The 17654-nt window shown below is 63.6% G+C and carries 12 protein-coding genes and 1 tRNA gene; 10 read left to right on the top strand and 3 right to left on the bottom strand.

Annotation, left to right across the window (positions count from 1 at the left end):
- Window positions 1-41: 41 nt before the first annotated feature.
- The 3 genes from AC4CS3_RS00385 to AC4CS3_RS00375 form a co-directional block, all read right to left on the bottom strand.
- Window positions 42-117, bottom strand: a tRNA-Lys gene (locus AC4CS3_RS00385).
- A 113-nt stretch (window positions 118-230) separates the two neighbouring features.
- Window positions 231-1337 (bottom strand): PQQ-dependent sugar dehydrogenase, encoded by a 1107-nt coding sequence (locus AC4CS3_RS00380; RefSeq protein ID WP_490781738.1) that lies wholly within the window; start codon window positions 1335-1337, stop codon window positions 231-233.
- Between the two features lie 57 nt (window positions 1338-1394).
- Window positions 1395-2447, bottom strand: coding sequence for a sunset domain-containing protein (locus AC4CS3_RS00375; RefSeq protein ID WP_490781737.1), 1053 nt, complete (start codon window positions 2445-2447; stop codon window positions 1395-1397).
- Window positions 2448-2742: 295 nt separating this feature from the next.
- Between AC4CS3_RS00375 and ilvD the strand changes: the two genes are divergently transcribed.
- The 10 genes from ilvD (at window position 2743) to AC4CS3_RS00325 (ending at window position 17570) form a co-directional block, all read left to right on the top strand.
- Window positions 2743-4464: a dihydroxy-acid dehydratase gene (ilvD, locus tag AC4CS3_RS00370; RefSeq protein ID WP_345449920.1), complete on the top strand. Its 1722-nt coding sequence runs from the start codon at window positions 2743-2745 to the stop codon at window positions 4462-4464.
- Window positions 4465-4872: 408 nt separating this feature from the next.
- Entirely contained in the window at window positions 4873-6774 is a 1902-nt protein-coding gene (locus AC4CS3_RS00365; RefSeq protein ID WP_490781736.1) for an acetolactate synthase large subunit, read from the top strand.
- Window positions 6775-6776: 2 nt separating this feature from the next.
- A complete protein-coding gene (gene ilvN / locus AC4CS3_RS00360; RefSeq protein WP_236811607.1) occupies window positions 6777-7289 on the top strand; it encodes an acetolactate synthase small subunit in 513 nt (170 codons plus the stop codon).
- Between the two features lie 82 nt (window positions 7290-7371).
- Window positions 7372-8397, top strand: a complete 1026-nt coding sequence (gene ilvC, locus AC4CS3_RS00355) for a ketol-acid reductoisomerase (RefSeq protein ID WP_490781735.1) — start codon at window positions 7372-7374, stop codon at window positions 8395-8397.
- Window positions 8398-8581: 184 nt separating this feature from the next.
- Window positions 8582-10177, top strand: coding sequence for a phosphoglycerate dehydrogenase (serA, locus tag AC4CS3_RS00350; RefSeq protein WP_490781734.1), 1596 nt, complete (start codon window positions 8582-8584; stop codon window positions 10175-10177).
- A gap of 212 nt (window positions 10178-10389) precedes the next feature.
- Complete coding sequence (locus AC4CS3_RS00345; protein WP_490781733.1) at window positions 10390-13194, top strand: ABC transporter permease; 2805 nt, start codon at window positions 10390-10392, stop codon at window positions 13192-13194.
- Window positions 13191-13946 carry an ABC transporter ATP-binding protein gene (locus tag AC4CS3_RS00340; protein ID WP_490781732.1) on the top strand — a complete coding sequence of 252 codons (756 nt, stop codon included), beginning with the start codon at window positions 13191-13193 and terminating at the stop codon, window positions 13944-13946. Before AC4CS3_RS00345 ends, AC4CS3_RS00340 begins: the two co-directional genes overlap by 4 nt.
- A 77-nt stretch (window positions 13947-14023) precedes the next feature.
- Window positions 14024-15583, top strand: coding sequence for a methionine--tRNA ligase (metG, locus tag AC4CS3_RS00335; protein ID WP_490781731.1), 1560 nt, complete (start codon window positions 14024-14026; stop codon window positions 15581-15583).
- 436 nt (window positions 15584-16019) lie between these two features.
- The gene (locus AC4CS3_RS00330; RefSeq protein ID WP_490781730.1) at window positions 16020-16793 is read left to right on the top strand and encodes a hypothetical protein; all 774 of its coding nucleotides are present in this window, start codon (window positions 16020-16022) and stop codon (window positions 16791-16793) included.
- Window positions 16794-16865: 72 nt separating this feature from the next.
- Entirely contained in the window at window positions 16866-17570 is a 705-nt protein-coding gene (locus AC4CS3_RS00325) for a class F sortase (protein ID WP_490781729.1), read from the top strand.
- Window positions 17571-17654: the final 84 nt, after the last annotated feature.

Genomic DNA, 17654 nt, shown 5'->3' with positions numbered 1-17654 from the left:
TAACCCTTGAGCGGCTGCTGCCGCTCAAGGGTCCTTCCCTTTGGTGCACCCCCCGGGACTTGAACCCGGAACCCATTGATTAAGAGTCAATTGCTCTGCCAATTGAGCTAGAGGTGCATTTGTCGATTTCGATCAACGGAGGGCTTTTCTTCCCTCGTTGATCTCCGCAACGACATGTAACTCTACACGACAGTTGCCGAAGTGTGAAATCGGCCCGGGCCTCCTGCGCGTCACTGGCGGGGAGGCTTCAGGACCAGCGCAAAGTCAGGGTTTTGGTTGTTGCTAAGGACCCAAAGCGTGCCGTCCGGCGCAAGCGAAATGTCCCTGAGTCGCCCGTAGTCCGCCGTGAGGTATGCCACGGGATTCCCCGCCGTTTCTCCGTTGAGCGGTACCGCCCACAAACGCTGCCCGCGCAGCGCGCACGTGAACGCCGTTCCGTTCACGATCTCCAGCCCGCTCGGCGAGGCATCCGCCGTCGACGGCCAGACCACTTTGGCGTCGATGTAGCCGGCGCGGCCGGGCGCCCCGGTCACTTCCGGCCAGCCGTAGTTGCCGCCCGACTCGATGAGGTTGAGTTCGTCGTTGACGTCAGGGCCGAATTCGCTCGCCCACAGCCTGCCGGAGCTGTCCCAGGCGAGCCCTTGCACATTGCGGTGCCCGTAGCTGTAAACGGGGTTGCCAAACGGGTTGCCCGGCGCGGCTTTCCCCTCGGGGGTAAGCCGCAGGATCTTCCCGCCGAGCGCATTACGGTCCTGCGCCCGCTCGGGGTGCTGCGCGTCTCCCGTGCCGACATAGAGGAACCCGTCGGGGCCGAAGCGGATGCGGCCGCCGTTGTGGGTCGAGGCTTTGGGGATGCCTGAGAAGATAACTTCCGGTGTACCGAGGCTCAGCCGCCCGTCCGCGGCCTGCTCCAGGCGGGTGCGCGAAATTCTGTTGTCCGATTCGGCGGTGAAATAGGCGTAGAGCAAGCGGTCGCTGGCGAACGTCGGGGAGAGTGCCAGCCCCAGCAGTCCGCCTTCGCCCTGGGGTACGACGCCGGGAAACTCGCCTACCGTCGTGGCCCGGTCGTTCCGGACCGATTTGATGAGCTTGGTGTCGCGTTCGGAGATGATGGCAGTTCCGTCGCCGAGGAACACGATGGACCACGGGAGTGTCAGATTCAGGTCAAGCTTCCGAAGCAGCTCCGGTCCGTTGCCTTGGGTGGGCCCCGGGCCGGGAGCACTCCCTGTGCAGGCGCCTAGCAGCAAAGCCACGAGGAAGGCCACCGCTATCAGAGCCCGGGCAAGCGCAAGGCGGGACCGGAAAACGCTCCCCGATCCCGCCTTTGTGTGGTTCATTGCTTGTCCTGGTTGCAGGGCCGCTTGCCGCCGCGAATCCTCAGGTCCTTGGGGCCCTCAGCGGCGGTTCCTGCGGGGCGGCCGGAAACCGGCAGCCTCTGCGTGGGCGCTGGAAACAAACCAGACCTCGGCCTTGACTTCGTCGTAGGACGGGCTGTCTTCATCGTGGTAGGTCATGGTGTCCGCGTTGCCTTTGACCGTGTAGCCATCGGGGCCGCTCCCGTCAGCGCCGGCCGCAGCCGAGCCTTCACCGTACGGCTGCTCGGCGGCGAGATGCCCGCCCAGCGGCGGCGCGCCGGTGGAATCCTGGTCCAGGGTGGCTGACTCAATAGGCGCCGGGACCGCATCGGGAGTTTCGGCCCGGTCTTCTTGCATTTCCGCAGCAGAGTCGACTGCCTCCGCCGCGGCTGATTCCGCACCGGGAAGCGTCGGTGCATGGGCGTCCGTGTATTCGCGGTGGTGGATCGGAGCGGGGGGTACGGGTGCGCCGCCTTCGCTCCAGGTAGCTTCCCACTCGGCGCTGTCGGCCAACTGTTCGGGGGTTGCTGGTTCCGTAGTCGACGAGGCCGGAACGCCGGCAGCCGCGGGAACGGAGGGTCCGGCGTCGGCCGCCGTAACGTCGTCGGCCGTCACGCCCCCTTCAAGTTCGGGCTCGGCAGCAACCGGCCCGGTGGCCTCCGAAACCGCGTCCTCGGACAGCACGGGTTCCGAGAGCGTGGGCTCCTCGAACATGGGCTCCTCCGCCGAGGTTCCGGCCGCGGGGGACTCTTCCGGGGCGGCCATTCCGGTGTCGCGGGGAGGGGAAGGTCGCTCCCAATCGTCGACGTCGAGGCCCCCCGCCTCAGGTTCCGCTTCCGGCTCCGGCTCGGCTTCGGGTGCGGCCGCCTGCGACCCGGCCACGTCTTGATGGGCGGTCGCAGTTGCGGCGACCAAAGGGGCGGAGCCTGTCAGGGCGGCGGCTGTGACGTCCATCTGTGGAGAGGCAGCAGTCGGTGACGGCGAGGCCGGGGCCATGGCGCCCGGGGAAGACTTCGCTCTATTGCGGCTCAGGAGCCACCAGACAATCGCGACGATCAACACGATGATGATGACAGCGATCAACCATTCCATGGGAGGAGCCCTTCTGTCTGTTCAATTGGCGCATGTCTGTTCGAGTGGCGCAGTGGTCGTGATTTGACGTTACGTCCGTGTCACGGGGCTGTCTAGGTTAGTCAATCGATTCGCGGCGTTCAGCGCTCCCGTGGTCCTGTCGGGTGGAACTGCGGTCGACGATGAGACTGATGTCTCACATATCGAGACGACTGTCCATTATTTGAATGAAATATTGAATGAAATAGCCCTAAATTCGCCTTAACCCGCCAAACATGTTCGTTGGCCACAGCCCAAGAGTCATAGACTCGTGCCCATGAGTGACCACACCCCAATTGCGACAGACAACCAGCCGGACATCAAGCCACGCAGCCGGGTCGTAACGGACGGCATCCATGCCGCCCCCGCGCGAGGCATGTTCCGGGCCGTAGGCATGGGCGATGACGACTTCGCCAAGCCCCAAATCGGCGTCGCGAGCTCGTGGAACGAAATTACGCCCTGCAACCTTTCGCTGAACCGCCTCGCCCAGGGTGCCAAGGAAGGCGTTCACGCCGGCGGCGGTTTCCCCATGCAGTTCGGCACCATTTCCGTTTCGGACGGTATTTCCATGGGGCACGAGGGGATGCACTTTTCCCTTGTTTCGCGCGAAGTCATCGCCGACTCCGTTGAAACGGTCATGCAGGCCGAACGCATCGACGGCTCCGTTTTGCTGGCCGGTTGCGACAAGTCCCTCCCGGGCATGCTCATGGCGGCCGCCCGTCTGGACCTCGCCAGCGTCTTCCTTTACGCCGGTTCCATCATGCCGGGCTGGGTCAAGCTCGAGGATGGCTCGGAGAAGGAAGTCACCCTCATTGACGCCTTCGAAGCCGTGGGCGCGTGCGCTGCCGGAAAGATGAGCAGGGGCGACCTGGACCGCATCGAACGTGCGATCTGTCCCGGTGAAGGTGCCTGCGGCGGTATGTACACGGCCAACACCATGGCGTGCATTGGCGAAGCGCTCGGCATGTCCCTGCCGGGCTCGGCTGCCCCGCCCTCGGCAGACCGCCGTCGTGATGACTTTGCCCGCAAGTCCGGCGAGGCAGTGGTCAACCTGCTGCGCCTCGGCATCACCGCCCGGGACATCATGACCAAGAAGGCGTTCGAGAACGCCATCGCCGTCACCATGGCCTTCGGCGGTTCCACCAACGCCGTCCTGCACCTGCTCGCGATCGCCCGGGAAGCCGAGGTCGAACTGACCCTGGACGACTTCAACCGCATCGGCGACAAGATTCCGCACCTGGGCGACCTCAAGCCCTTCGGCCGCTACGTCATGACCGACGTCGACAAGATCGGCGGGGTGCCGGTCATCATGAAGGCGCTGCTCGACGCCGGCCTGCTGCACGGCGACTGCCTGACGGTCACGGGCAAGACCCTTGCGGAGAACCTGGCTTCCATCAACCCGCCGGACCTCGACGGCAAGATCCTGCGTGCCCTGGACAACCCGATCCACAAGACCGGCGGCATCACCATCCTGCACGGTTCCATGGCCCCGGAAGGTGCCGTCGTGAAGAGCGCCGGCTTCGATGCCGATGTCTTCGAAGGAACCGCCCGCGTGTTCGAACGCGAGCAGGGTGCCCTCGACGCTTTGGACAAGGGTGAGATCAAGGCCGGGGACGTCGTCGTGATCCGTTACGAAGGACCCAAGGGTGGCCCGGGCATGCGTGAGATGCTCGCCATCACCGGCGCCATCAAGGGCGCGGGCCTCGGCAAGGACGTGCTCCTGCTGACCGACGGTCGCTTCTCGGGCGGAACCACGGGTCTCTGCATCGGGCACGTTGCGCCTGAAGCCGTCGACGGCGGTCCTATCGCCTTCGTCAAGGACGGCGACAAGATCCGCGTGGACATTGCTGCCCGTTCGTTCGACCTCCTGGTGGACGAAGCCGAACTCGAGTCCCGCAAGGTTGGCTGGGAGCCCCTCCCGGCCAAGTTCACCAAGGGCGTCCTCGCGAAGTACGCCAAGCTGGTGCACAGCGCCTCCACAGGCGCCTACTGCGGGTGATTCCGGGTTCCGGCCCAACTGGCTCGCAGTTGTTGTCGTTTTGACGCCTCATAACGACAACAACTGCTAGTCAGTTGGGTGGTCAGGTAGGACCAACCCGTGGACAATGGGGTCCACATAGTGAGATGACATCTTTATCGTTTGACACCTATCTCACTGAGAGGGAACACTGAACGCATGATCGCATTCGTTACTGTCGGCGCCACCGTGGGCACTGTCGTACTTACCAAGCGCGTGGCCTCCTAGCCCGACTGGTAACGAACCGTCACGCGCAACCCCTCGAAGAGCCGCAAGGCTGAGGGGTTTTTTTATTTCCCGCAGGGGACGGCGCATTGAGCAAGAACCCGCATGAACGCAGTACCCAAGCAGTAACTTTCACTAATTGAAGATCCCCAAAGGAAGAGTCCGATGAGCAAAGGATCGCCGATCAGCCCCTCGCTGATGGCTGCAAAGTCCGCTGGAGCCCCCAAGGCTCCGGAAAAGGTCGACCGCACGGCTGACGCCGTCGTCGACAATGCTGCAACTCTCTCTCCTGTACTCGGGCCGAACAACGTTGTACCCCCAACGGTGATGACCGGCTCGGAAGCTATTGTCCGCTCGCTCGAAGAACTCGGCGTGGACGATATTTTTGGTTTGCCCGGTGGCGCGATCCTCCCCACCTATGACCCTTTGATGGCCTCCAAGATGAATCACGTCCTGGTCCGTCACGAACAGGGAGCCGGCCACGCAGCGCAAGGCTACGCCATGGTTACCGGACGGGTTGGCGTCTGCATCGCCACCTCGGGCCCCGGTGCCACCAACCTCGTTACCGCCATCATGGATGCCCACATGGACTCCGTACCCCTCGTGGCCATTACCGGCCAGGTATCGGCATCTGTCATTGGCACGGATGCCTTCCAGGAAGCAGACATCGTCGGCATCACCATGCCGATCACCAAGCATTCCTTCCTTGTGACGGATCCCAATGACATCCCGCATGTCATGGCCGAAGCTTTCTACCTTGCCAGCACCGGGCGTCCCGGTCCGGTACTGGTGGATATCGCCAAGAACGCCCAGCAGGGCACCATGACCTTCTCCTGGCCGCCCAAGATTGATTTGCCGGGCTATCGGCCGGTGGTCCGTGGCCACAACAAGCAGGTGCGCGAGGCTGCCCGGCTGATTGCTGCGGCAAGCAAGCCTGTCCTGTATGTCGGTGGCGGTGTGGTCAAGGCGCACGCTTCGGCCGAACTGCGCGAACTCGCAGAGCTGACCGGCGCACCCGTGGTGACCACCCTCATGGCCCGCGGCGCGTTCCCGGATTCCCACCCGCAGCACGTCGGCATGCCGGGCATGCACGGCACGGTTTCCGCGGTCACCGCACTGCAGCAGTCCGATCTGCTGATCACCCTTGGTGCGCGCTTCGATGACCGGGTGACGGGCGTCCTCAGCACCTTCGCTCCGCACGCCAAGATCATCCACGCGGACATCGACCCCGCGGAGATTTCCAAGAACCGCACGGCTGACGTTCCGATCGTGGGCTCCGTCAAGGAGATCATTCCGGAACTGAGCGAAGCCGTCAGGGCCGCTTTCGAACAATCCGGCACCCCGGACCTCGACAGTTGGTGGGCGTTCCTCAACAACCTCCGCGATACCTACCCCCTGGGTTGGACCGAACCGGAAGACGGACTCAGTGCCCCCCAGCGGGTCATCGAACGCATTGGTGCGCTCACGGGTCCTGAAGGCATCTACGTTGCAGGCGTTGGCCAGCACCAGATGTGGGCCGCCCAGTTCATCAAGTACGAGCGTCCCCACGCCTGGCTGAACTCCGGCGGCGCCGGCACCATGGGTTATGCCGTGCCGGCAGCCATGGGCGCCAAGGTCGGCGAACCCGACCGCGTGGTCTGGGCGATCGACGGCGACGGCTGCTTCCAGATGACCAACCAGGAACTGGCCACCTGCGCCATCAACAAAATTCCCATCAAGGTTGCCATCATCAACAACTCCTCGCTGGGCATGGTGCGCCAGTGGCAGACCCTCTTCTATGAAGGCCGCTACTCCAACACCGACCTGAACACCGGCCACGACACCGTCCGTATCCCGGACTTCGTCAAACTGGCAGACGCCTACGGCTGTGCCGCGTTCCGTTGCGAGCGGGACGAGGACATCGACGCAACCATCCAGAAGGCCTTGGAAATCAATGACCGTCCCGTGGTCATCGACTTCGTGGTCAGCCCGAATTCCATGGTGTGGCCGATGGTCCCCTCCGGAGTCTCGAATGACCAGATCCAGGTTGCCCGCAACATGACCCCGGAATGGGAAGAGGAGGACTAGCCATGAGCCGCCACACACTGTCCGTTCTGGTCGAAGACAAGCCCGGCGTGCTGACCCGCGTGGCCAGCCTCTTCGCCCGGCGCGCCTTCAACATCAACTCCCTGGCCGTCGGCCCCACGGAGGTCTCCGGGATTTCCCGGATGACCGTCGTCGTCGACGCCGATGGCGACCTCATCGAGCAGGTCACCAAACAGCTCAACAAACTGATCAACGTGATCAAGATTGTCGAGCTGACCCCAGAATCTTCCGTGCAACGTGACCACATCCTGGTCAAGGTACGTGCGGATGCCGCGACACGCCTGCAGGTCACCCAAGCTGCAGACTTGTTCCGTGCCTCAGTGGTTGACGTTTCCACAGACTCGGTGGTCATTGAGGCAACCGGTACCCCGGAAAAGCTCGCAGCGCTGCTTTCAGTGCTTGAGCCGTTCGGCATCCGCGAAATAGTGCAGTCCGGCACCTTGGCCGTTGGGCGGGGATCCCGCTCCATGAGTGACAGGGCTTTGCGCAGCGCTTAAGGCACTGTCCTAGGTACTGCGTAGTAGCCCGATACCGAACCACAGACAATATCTACAAAACCACTCAAGAGGAGTTACGCAAGTGACTGAAATGTTCTACGACGACGACGCAGACCTGTCGATCATCCAGGGTCGCAAGGTTGCCATTGTCGGCTACGGTTCCCAGGGCCACGCCCACGCGCTGAACCTGCGCGACTCCGGCGTCGAGGTTGTCATCGCGCTCAAGGAAGGCTCGAAGTCGATCGCCAAGGCCGCGGACGCAGGCTTCACGGTCAAGAACGTTGCCGACGCCGCCGAATGGGCCGACGTCATCATGATCCTGGCACCGGACCAGCACCAGCGCGCGATCTACAACGACTCCATCAAGGACAAGCTGACCGCCGGCAAGGCCCTTGCCTTCGCCCACGGCTTCAACATCCGCTTCGGCTACATCGAGGCGCCCGAGGGCGTTGACGTCATCCTGATCGCCCCGAAGGCTCCCGGCCACACGGTCCGCCGCGAGTTCGAAGCCGGCCGCGGTATCCCGGACATCATCGCCGTCGAGCAGGATGCTTCCGGTTCCGCTTGGGAACTGGCCAAGTCCTACGCGAAGGCAATCGGCGGCACCCGCGCCGGCGTCATCAAGACCACCTTCACCGAAGAGACCGAAACCGACCTCTTCGGCGAGCAGGCTGTCCTGTGCGGCGGTGTCTCCCAGCTGATCCAGTACGGCTTCGAGACCCTGACCGAAGCCGGCTACCAGCCGCAGATCGCCTACTTCGAGGTTCTTCACGAGCTCAAGCTCATCGTTGACCTCATGTGGGAGGGCGGCATCGCCAAGCAGCGCTGGAGCGTTTCCGACACAGCAGAGTACGGCGACTACGTCTCCGGCCCGCGCGTCATCGACCCCCGGGTCAAGGAAAACATGGCCGGCGTCCTCGCCGACATCCAGTCCGGTGCCTTTGCCAAGCGTTTCATCGACGACCAGGACAACGGCGCAGTCGAGTTCAAGGAACTGCGGGCCAAGGCAGAGCAGCACCCGATCGAGGGTGTCGGCCGCGAGCTGCGTTCCCTGTTCTCCTGGCAGCAGCAGGACGAGGACTACGTCGAAGGCTCCGCAGCCCGCTAGTCAAGGCACTCGTTGAAGCCGCGGCAGGAGCCGTAGCAATTCAACACAGAACGCCGTTCGGGATAGGCTCGAAATGAAGCCGCCCGGCATGGAGGCCGGACCCGGTATACCGGGTCCGGCCTTCGTCGTCAAAGAATCGTTTCACCAAAACCCCACCTGAAAAAGAGAGCTAAAGAGGTCACCGGTGACTAGCACCAAACCAGTAGTACTCCTCGCTGAGGAACTTTCCCCCGCCACGATCGAGGCCCTTGGTCCGGACTTCGAGATCCGCCAAACCGACGGCGCGGACCGCTCCCAGCTGCTCTCCGCAATCGTCGACGTCGACGCCATCCTCGTGCGTTCGGCCACCCAGGTGGACGCCGAGGCAATTGCCGCAGCCAAGAACCTCAAGATCATCGCGCGTGCCGGCGTCGGCCTGGACAACGTGGATATCAAGGCCGCCACCCAGGCCGGCGTCATGGTGGTCAACGCCCCGACGTCGAACATTGTGTCCGCTGCCGAGCTTACGGTCGGCCATATCCTCAGCCTCGCCCGCCACATCCCGCAGGCCAGTTCCGCCCTGAAGGGCGGCGAGTGGAAGCGCTCCAAGTACACGGGCATCGAACTTTTCGAGAAGAAGATCGGCATCATCGGCCTCGGACGCATCGGGGCGCTCGTGGCTGCCCGGCTGCAAGGCTTCGAGACCGAGATCCTCGCCTACGACCCCTACATCACCTCGGCACGCGCCGCCCAGCTCGGCGTCAAGCTCGTCACCCTGGACGAGCTGCTGGAGAAGTCGGACTTCATCACCATCCACATGCCCAAGACCCCGGAAACCGTGGGTATGCTGGGCGCCGACGCCTTCAAGAAGATGAAGGAAACGGCCTACGTTGTCAATGTCGCCCGTGGCGGCCTGATCGACGAAGAAGCCCTCCACGAGGCTTTGGAAGACGGTCAGATCGCCGGCGCCGCCGTCGACGTGTTCGTCAAGGAGCCGAGCACCGACCTTCCCTTCTTCGGCATGGACAACGTCATCGTGACGCCTCACCTTGGTGCCTCCACCGATGAAGCCCAGGAAAAAGCCGGCGTCTCCGTGGCGAAGTCCGTGCGCCTCGCCCTCGCCGGCGAACTCGTTCCGGATGCAGTCAACGTCGCCGGTGGCGTGATCGCTTCCGAGATTCGCCCCGGAATCCCGCTGATCGAGAAGCTCGGCCGGATCTTCACGGCCCTGACCCACGCATCCCTGACGCAGATCGACGTCGAGGTCGCGGGCGAAATCGCGAGCCTGGACGTGAAGGTCCTCGAACTGGCGGCGCTCAAGGGCGTGTTCGCCGACGTCGTGACCGAGCAGGTCTCCTACGTCAACGCGCCCGTCATCGCGGAGCAGCGCGGCATCAACACCCGCCTGATCACGACGCCGGAAGCCGAGGACTACCGCAACGTCCTGACCATCCGCGGGGCACTCAGTGACGGCTCACAGATTTCCGTGGCCGGCACGCTCACCGGACCCAAGCAGGTCCAGAAGCTCGTGGGCGTCAACGGCTACGACGTCGAAATCCCGATCAGCGAACACTTGGTGGTTGTTTCCTACGCGGACCGTCCCGGTGTCATCGGCACCATCGGCCACATCCTGGGCATGAACAACATCAATATCGGTGGCATGCAGGTGGCACGCCAGAGCGAAGGCGGCCAGGTCTTGGCGCTGCTGACGATCGACACTTCGGTGCCGCAGCAGGTCCTCGAAGCAATCAAGGCCGGCATCGGTGCAGACATGGTTCGCGAAGTGGATCTGGAGGACTAGCATCCTCACCGTTTGAGCTAGAAAAGTGTGCCGCACTTCACATCGGCCACATATCATTGGCCGGTCTGCCTACAATGGCTTGGTCCGAAATTCGGAACCGGCGGCAGGCCGGCCAATAACTTTTGCACGCACCCGGTGGATTCCTATTGCCTCTCGGCATGGTTCCAGGGAGAGCAGTGTGCACACCCGCAATCCAGGACTCAGGGAGCCCTATGAACGCCGTCCAGAGGTTCATCAGAAGCCGTGTGCTTCTGTTGACCGCGGCCATTTTGATCGTCGCCATGTGTTTGTCCGTATTCATCCAGAGCCAGTCGCAGGCCGCGCTGAACCGGACAGTGGATGAGAACTCACGCGGCCTGTACGACATCCTGGTCCAGGCCAAGTCCGCGAATACCAAGGACGGCGGGGCACTCCTCCAGCCGGACATCGCGAACGGCCAGGGCGGCATCAGCTTCCCGCAACTCGAGAAGATCCGGGGGCTGAGCGGTGCGTCGGTAGCCGCGCCCATCAGCCTCGTGTCCCGGGTGACGCAGAACCTGGAAACTCCGCGGCTTGATGCTATGGATTACCTTGGCTACAACGCGGGGCTGGCTGGTGGAGCCACCGCGGGAGATCCGACCGGAACGGACTCCAAGAGCTGGCCCGCGCCGGAGTCCGTCCTCCCCGCGCAGCCCAAGAAGTACCGCCTCACCGCCACTGCCGTGAGCTCCGACGGGGTGTCCCAGCAAACCCTCTTCCAGACCAGCGCTGAAGGCACGCTCGGCAAGGGGCAGGTCGTGGAGCAGCAGACTGCCGGAGGCAAGAGCATCCGCATCGCCGGTCCCGCGGGGGAGACCGGCATTAAGTTCCCCGCTCCTGCCGGTGGCTCAGAACACAACCTCTTTAATCTGTCGGTGGCGCTGCCCATGGCTCCGCAGGTCACCGAGTCGGTCGTCGCCGTCGATCCGACCGCTGAACGCGCCCTCTTGGGCTCGGCCGGAGACTTCCTCGCACCGCTGCAAAAGGCGCCGCCGGCCGACACCCGCAATGCCGGTGCAATCGGCCGTTACTTCGAACAACTCTTCGCCAAGAGTCCTACGCAGCAGGAACTCGAACAAGGCCCGGATTTCATGGGCGTCAAGCTCAAATACTGGGCACCCCTCATGACCCAGTACCAGCAGGCAAAGCTCTCCGGCCAGATCACGGATGCCTCGCAGGCCATTCCTTTGATCGTCCGGCAGGGAACCTCGCTGGACCTGAAGTACTCGGTCAAAATCCAGGAAATCGATGATTCGGGCAAGGTCGTCAACGACGTCGGCACTGTCTCACGTTCCTTGGACAAGGACTACCTGCCGTTCGTGTCAAAGTCGCCGTTCGCCCTGTCATGGCCCGGGTCCACCGACCACAGTCAGTTGCTCGGTAACATGGGCAACTTCAGCCAAGGCCTGTACCAGCCGGCCCAGTGGAGCACGGACTTCGCAGCCGCACCCAAGTACAAGGACGGCGAAACCTCTGCGAATGGAGCCGTCGCCAAGTCCGCCACACCGGGGGACTGGGTTACCGTCAACAAGCTGCCTGAGAAGTCGGCCTTTGGCGCGATCGTGGACCAGAGCCAGCGCAAGCCGGTCGACGAGCGCTCCTACCGGGAGAACCTTGCCACGGGATCGAAGCCCGCTACCCCGCTGCCGATGGTCTACGGGACGTTTGATCCTGCCCAGATCCAGAAAGCGGCCGGCGACGTCAACAAGCTGCCCTTGGGTGGCTACGACCCGGCCCCGATGACGCTCCAGAAGGACGCTTCGGGCAATGACACCGCCGCCAAGGGCCTCAAGCCCTCGCTAAGCGATACTGGCCTCGTCAGCCAGTCTGCCGGTGCCATTACCGACTACTACGGCCTTGCCGCAGCGCGCGGTTACGATTCCAACGCCAATGTGATCGATGCCGTCCGGGTCCGCGCCAGCGCACCGGGCAACTGGAAACAAGCCCAACCGGAGGTCGACAAGCTCGCAGCCCAGATCCGCGACATGGGTCTGCAAGCCACAGTGGTGGCCGGCTCCGCGCGTGAAGACGCCAACATCTTCGTCCCGGGATACTCCAAGGACGACGCCGGCAAGGAATCTGCGCTGGGCACCGTCCAGCAGTCGTGGGTTCGACAGGATGCCGCCGATGCCGTTTCCGGTTCCCTGACCGGCACCAACATCACCCTTCTCTTCCTGACGCTGTGCGGGGCCACTCTCCTGACCGGCGCTTCCACAGTCAGCTATATCCGCCAGCGACGCAACGAGGCGGGGATCCTCCGCGCCATGGGCTGGACCCAGAGGAAAATCCGAAGTTGGGTCCTCGAGGAGTTCGGCATCGGTGCGGGGATCGTCGCCGTGGCAGGCATTGCGCTGAGCCTTCTGAGCTGGAACCTGGCCACGGTCATTGTTTCCGCGTCCGTGTTGCTCATTTACTGCGCCGCCGCTTACATCGCGGCCCAGCAATTGCGGCACCGCGACATCGTTGACCAGGAACCCCAACACGATGAACGCCTGATCCCGGTGGATTCGCCGCTGACGTTTGCGTACCGCCAACTGGTCACCCACCGCTTCAGCTCAGTCGCGCTGGCTGTGGCTGTGGGAGTGTTCGGGGCGGCCGTCGGTGCCCTGATCGCATTGCTCATTGACATCCCGCGCGCAGCTGGAGCGAGCGCCCTCAGCGGTCTCGCCTCAGCTACCGTAGCCCTGCCGAGCGTCATCCTGGCAGTCTCCGGAGTGCTCGTGGGCCTCGTACTGACCTTGGTCACGGGTCGGTTCGAACTCCAGGCCAGGCGGGAGCAGCTCGGCACTCTCCGGGCCATGGGCTGGAACCCGGACATGCTGGGGCAGGTCCGGTTCTTCGAAAATGCCTTGGTCGGAGCAGTGGCCCTGATCCTGGGCGTCGTGGGGGCGCTGGGCCTGGGCCTGTTGCTCGCTCCTTATGCCGCACTTTGGGCCGCTTTGGCCGGAGTGGTGGCCGTAATTTGCTGGATTCCCATTGCAACGAAAGTGGTCAAATGACTGACAACCTCGAACCCGATCTGACCGCGACCACGGAATCCACCGACGAGTCGTTCCAGACCCGCGCCAACACCATCGTGCGCGCCGCTGACCACGGTATGCCCCTGCAGTTGAGCAACATCACCATCCGCTACGGCGGTGACAAGGGTGGCGCGGAGCCCGTCACCGTCGTCGAGGACTTCAGCCTGACCCTGCACGCCGGTGAGATGCACTGCGTCGCCGGGCGAAGCGGCTCAGGCAAGACCAGCATCCTGACGGTGGGAGCGGGACTCACGCTTCCGACGTCGGGCCGCGTCCTCTGGGAGGGCGATTCCCTTGAGAAGATGGGCGACGACGAAATCGCCGACCGTCGCCGCGCCCTGATCGGGTACGTGGACCAGGGCGGCGCCTTGATCGACGGCATGAGCGCGTTGGAGAACGTGCTGTTGCCGGCCGTTCCCGACGGCGAAGTGGAGCAGCGCACCGAAATGGCCAAGGACCTGCTGGACCTGGTGGGGCTGGGCAGGCGCATGCGCCACCGTCCGGCGCAGCTGTCCGGCGGTGAGCGCCAGCGTGTCGCGATCGCCCGGGCCCTGATCCTGGGCACCCGTGTCCTGGTGGTGGACGAGCCAACGGCCAGCCTGGACCGCACTTCGGCAAACCGCATCATCAGCATCCTGAAGGACACCACCAGCGACGGCATCGCCGTGCTGGTGGCGTCGCACGACCACGAGCTTGTCAGGCTCAGCGATACGCTGACTGAATTGAACTAGTAGCCGATGCTTCCGGACCGGCCGTCACATGCGGCCGGTCCGGTCTTTCCATCTCCAAGAGAAGGTAACTTCGTAGAGTGACGTCTCCAGATAAACCCCCGTTCTACATCACCACCGCCATTACGTACCCGAACGGCGAGCCGCATATCGGGCATGCCTACGAGTACATCGCCACCGATGCGATGGCCCGGTTCAAGCGCCTCGACGGCTATGACGTGATGTTCCTGACCGGTACGGACGAGCACGGCATGAAGATCGCCCAGGCGGCGGAGAAGGAAGGCGTCACGCCCAAGGAACTCGTGGACCGGAATGCCGAAATCTACAAGGCCGCCCATTCGGCCTTGGGCATCTCCTACGACCGGTTCATCCGCACCACGGACGCCGACCACTACGCCGCTTCCCAGGCCATCTGGAAGAAGATGGAAGCCAAAGGGGACATTTACCTGTCCAAGTACGAGGGCTGGTACTCGGTCCGCGACGAGGCTTACTACACCGAGGACGAAACCGTACTGAAGGACGACGGCGTCCGCTACTCGCGCGGTACCGACACCGAGGTGAGTTGGACCGCGGAGGAGAGCTACTTCTTCCGCTTGTCCGCCTACCAGGACAGGTTGCTGGCGTTGTACGAGGGGCAACCGGAATTCGGCGCTCCCCAGTACCGCTTCAACGAGGTCATCAGCTTCGTCAAGCAGGGCCTTCAGGACTTGTCCATCAGCCGCACGACTTTCGACTGGGGCGTCCCGGTGCCGGGGAACGACAAACACGTCATGTACGTGTGGGTCGATGCCCTGACCAATTATCTGACGGGGGTCGGTTACCCGGACGCCGAATCGGAGGCGTTCCGAAAGTTCTGGCCCGCGGACGTCCACGTCATTGGCAAGGACATCTCACGGTTCCATGCGATCTTCTGGCCCGCCTTCCTGATGAGCGCCGGCCTGGAACTGCCGAAGCGCGTCATGATCCATGGCTTCCTGACCAACAATGGCGTCAAGATGTCCAAGTCCCTCGGCAACGTGGTGGCCCCGAAGGACTTCGTGGAGCAGTACGGCCTGGACCAGGTGCGCTTCTTCTTCCTCCGCGAAGTGCCCTTCGGTGCCGACGGCAGCTACAACCATGAGGCGATCGTGGGCCGCATGAACGCAGACCTCGCCAACAACTTCGGCAACCTGGCACAGCGTTCGCTGTCCATGGTGGCGAAGAACTGCGAAGGCAAGGTTCCGGTTCCCGGTGATTTCTCTGCGGCGGACACCGCTCTGCTGGCTCAGGCCAGCGGACTGCTGGACGTGGCCCGCGCTGCTTTCGAGAAGCAGGAATTCAGCCGTGCCCTCGAGGCAATCTGGGCCGTGCTGGGCGACACCAACGCGTACTTCGCCGAGCAGGCCCCGTGGGTGCTGCGCAAGACCGACGTCGAGCGCATGAACACCGTCCTGTACGTCACCCTGGAGGTTGTCCGCATCGTGGCGATCCTCGCCCAGCCGGTGATGCCGACGTCGGCGGCCAAGCTGCTCGAGGTCCTGGGACAGCTGGAAGGGGAGGCCCGCCAGTTCGCGGCCATCGCGACGCCGATCGTCCCCGGCACGGAACTCCCGGCCCCGGCCCCGGTTTTCCCGCGTTACGAGGAGCCCGCCGAGTCCTAGACGCCCGCTCACCTATGTGGCCTTTTGGGCGGACGCCCGCTCACTTAAGCCGTGCGTTACACCCCTTCACCTCACCGGGTGAGGGGGTGTTCCTTTTCCCGTCGCACGACCGATCGGTGTCCGGCCACGGATCCGACGGGTCGCTGGACTTCCAAGTGGTACCTTCCCGCCGGCGAGTGTAGATCCAGCCGGAGCAGGTAGCGGCCGGGACAAAGCCGCCTGGATCCTAGCTGTAAACGCGTACCCGCCACTCGCGTTAATTAGTAGACGGAAACCTAGCCTGAAAAGCAAGCGAACTGATGACACTTTCTGGGGAGTAACTGTCAAGATTCATCTCGCTGGTTGAGGTCTCCCGTACTTGTCTTTCCTGGGTCTCGAAGACGGTTACTCCGCAAGGTTTGGTCAGCTCGAACCTGATGTGGTTGGAGGGACCGAGATGAAACGAGCTATTGCGACCTTGGGGGTCGTGGGCCTGGGATTGTTGGGTGCCACGGTGTCGGCGAATGCTGCTCCCTCAGACAAGATCACTATCTGCCACGCCACTCATTCGGCCGCGAACCCGTACGTCGCGCTGACGATAAGCTTGTCGGCGCTGTCCGGGCATGTCGCCGACACTAACGACATCGTTCCTGCCAACGCGGGCGACCTTATGCCCAAGGGGCAAAACCTCACCTCGGAAAACATCGCCATCCTTAACGCCGGCTGCAAGGTGGTCACCCCGCCGGTGACGAGTCCGCCGGTGGATCCGGTGGTCACCCCGCCGGTGACGAGTCCGCCGTCGAGTCCGGTGGTCACCCCGCCGGTGACGAGTCCGGCGGTGGATCCTGTGGTCACCCCGCCGGTGACGAGTCCGCCGTCGAGTCCGGTGGTCACCCCGCCCGTGTCGAGCCCGCCGTCGAGTCCGGGCGGTCCTGTGGAGCAGCTGGAGCCAGTGGTGCCACCGGCCGTCACGCCCGTGGTTCCACCCGTCGCTACGCCGCAAGCGCCCGTTCCCGCAGCGGCCACCCCCGCTGCGCCAGCAGTGGCCGGCGCCGCAACCACACCGGACGCCCCGATCACCAACGTGGGCTACAACGTGCAGACGGCCGTCGGCGGAAAGGCGGACGCGGGTATCCCCGGTTGGCTTGTCGGCTTGACTGGCCTCTTTAGTGCAGTGGCCGCGTTCGTCGTCGTGAGGAGCGGTGCGAGGGCGAGAGGGGCCCACCGCTAGACAAACCACGATGGGTGCCGCCAGACAATGTGCGGCACCCATCCACCTTCTTCGCCGTCTCCGGGAGTGGTCATGGCAAGTCACCGTTACACGCGGCAGCCTCGCTCAGCCGGAACCCGCACACTACTCATCAGTTCCAGGGATCTTCTCCTGGTGGCGATTTGTGTCGTGGGACTGCTAGCGTCATGGCTGGTTTACGGTGCATCCGCCCCAGGGAGTCCGGCCACTTTCGACGCAGGGCAGAGGGCGCTTTCGACGGCGGCCCCCGCGATCAGGCCCGAGCCGAGCCGTGCAACGGTGGTGGCTCCTGCCACTGCGCCGGGAACGCCTCTCCCCGCGGCGTCGGCCCCGTTGCAGATTACCTACCCGGCGGTTGGCCTGGATGTGGTGGTCCACCCGCTGCGACCAGACCCTGCCGGCGGGCAGAGCATTGAGCCGCCGGAGACGATGGATGGATATTGGCTCACTCCGTTCGGAGCCCCTGGAGCCGGCTCGACGAACACCACCTACGTGATCGGGCATAGCTGGGAAGGGCTCGACGCGCCGTTCAACCAGCTCAGTTATGCAGCGGCCCCCGGGGATGAACTCAAAGTCGTCACGGCAACGGGAACGATGACATACAAGGTCGATTCCGTCACGACGTACACAAAATCGACTTTGAAAGACAGTCCCGTCTGGACAGCGGTGCCCAATCGACTGGTCCTGATCAGCTGCTATACGCAGGATCTCTGGGGCAAAAATGTGGCCGTGGTCGCTTCACCTGTTCCAGGCCGGTAGCTCCTTGCGGAGGCGCTCCTCACAGACCTCCGGGCGCTCAAATGCTGAGACGATTTTGACCAACATATGGATGCATTGGCAGTC

Source organism: Arthrobacter sp. SE2 (assembly GCF_058244265.1).
This window is presented reverse-complemented; position numbering and strand designations above follow the sequence as displayed.

Excerpts from the sequence above, each read along its gene's own strand:
- AC4CS3_RS00380 (WP_490781738.1), bottom strand. The coding sequence starts at position 1,337 with ATGAACCACACAAAGGCGGGATCGGGGAGCGTTTTCCGGTCCCGCCTT.
- AC4CS3_RS00375 (WP_490781737.1), bottom strand. The coding sequence starts at position 2,447 with ATGGAATGGTTGATCGCTGTCATCATCATCGTGTTGATCGTCGCGATT.
- ilvD (WP_345449920.1), top strand. The coding sequence starts at position 2,743 with ATGAGTGACCACACCCCAATTGCGACAGACAACCAGCCGGACATCAAG.
- AC4CS3_RS00365 (WP_490781736.1), top strand. The coding sequence starts at position 4,873 with ATGAGCAAAGGATCGCCGATCAGCCCCTCGCTGATGGCTGCAAAGTCC.
- ilvN (WP_236811607.1), top strand. The coding sequence starts at position 6,777 with ATGAGCCGCCACACACTGTCCGTTCTGGTCGAAGACAAGCCCGGCGTG.
- AC4CS3_RS00345 (WP_490781733.1), top strand. The coding sequence starts at position 10,390 with ATGAACGCCGTCCAGAGGTTCATCAGAAGCCGTGTGCTTCTGTTGACC.
- AC4CS3_RS00340 (WP_490781732.1), top strand. The coding sequence starts at position 13,191 with ATGACTGACAACCTCGAACCCGATCTGACCGCGACCACGGAATCCACC.
- AC4CS3_RS00330 (WP_490781730.1), top strand. The coding sequence starts at position 16,020 with ATGAAACGAGCTATTGCGACCTTGGGGGTCGTGGGCCTGGGATTGTTG.
- AC4CS3_RS00325 (WP_490781729.1), top strand. The coding sequence starts at position 16,866 with ATGGCAAGTCACCGTTACACGCGGCAGCCTCGCTCAGCCGGAACCCGC.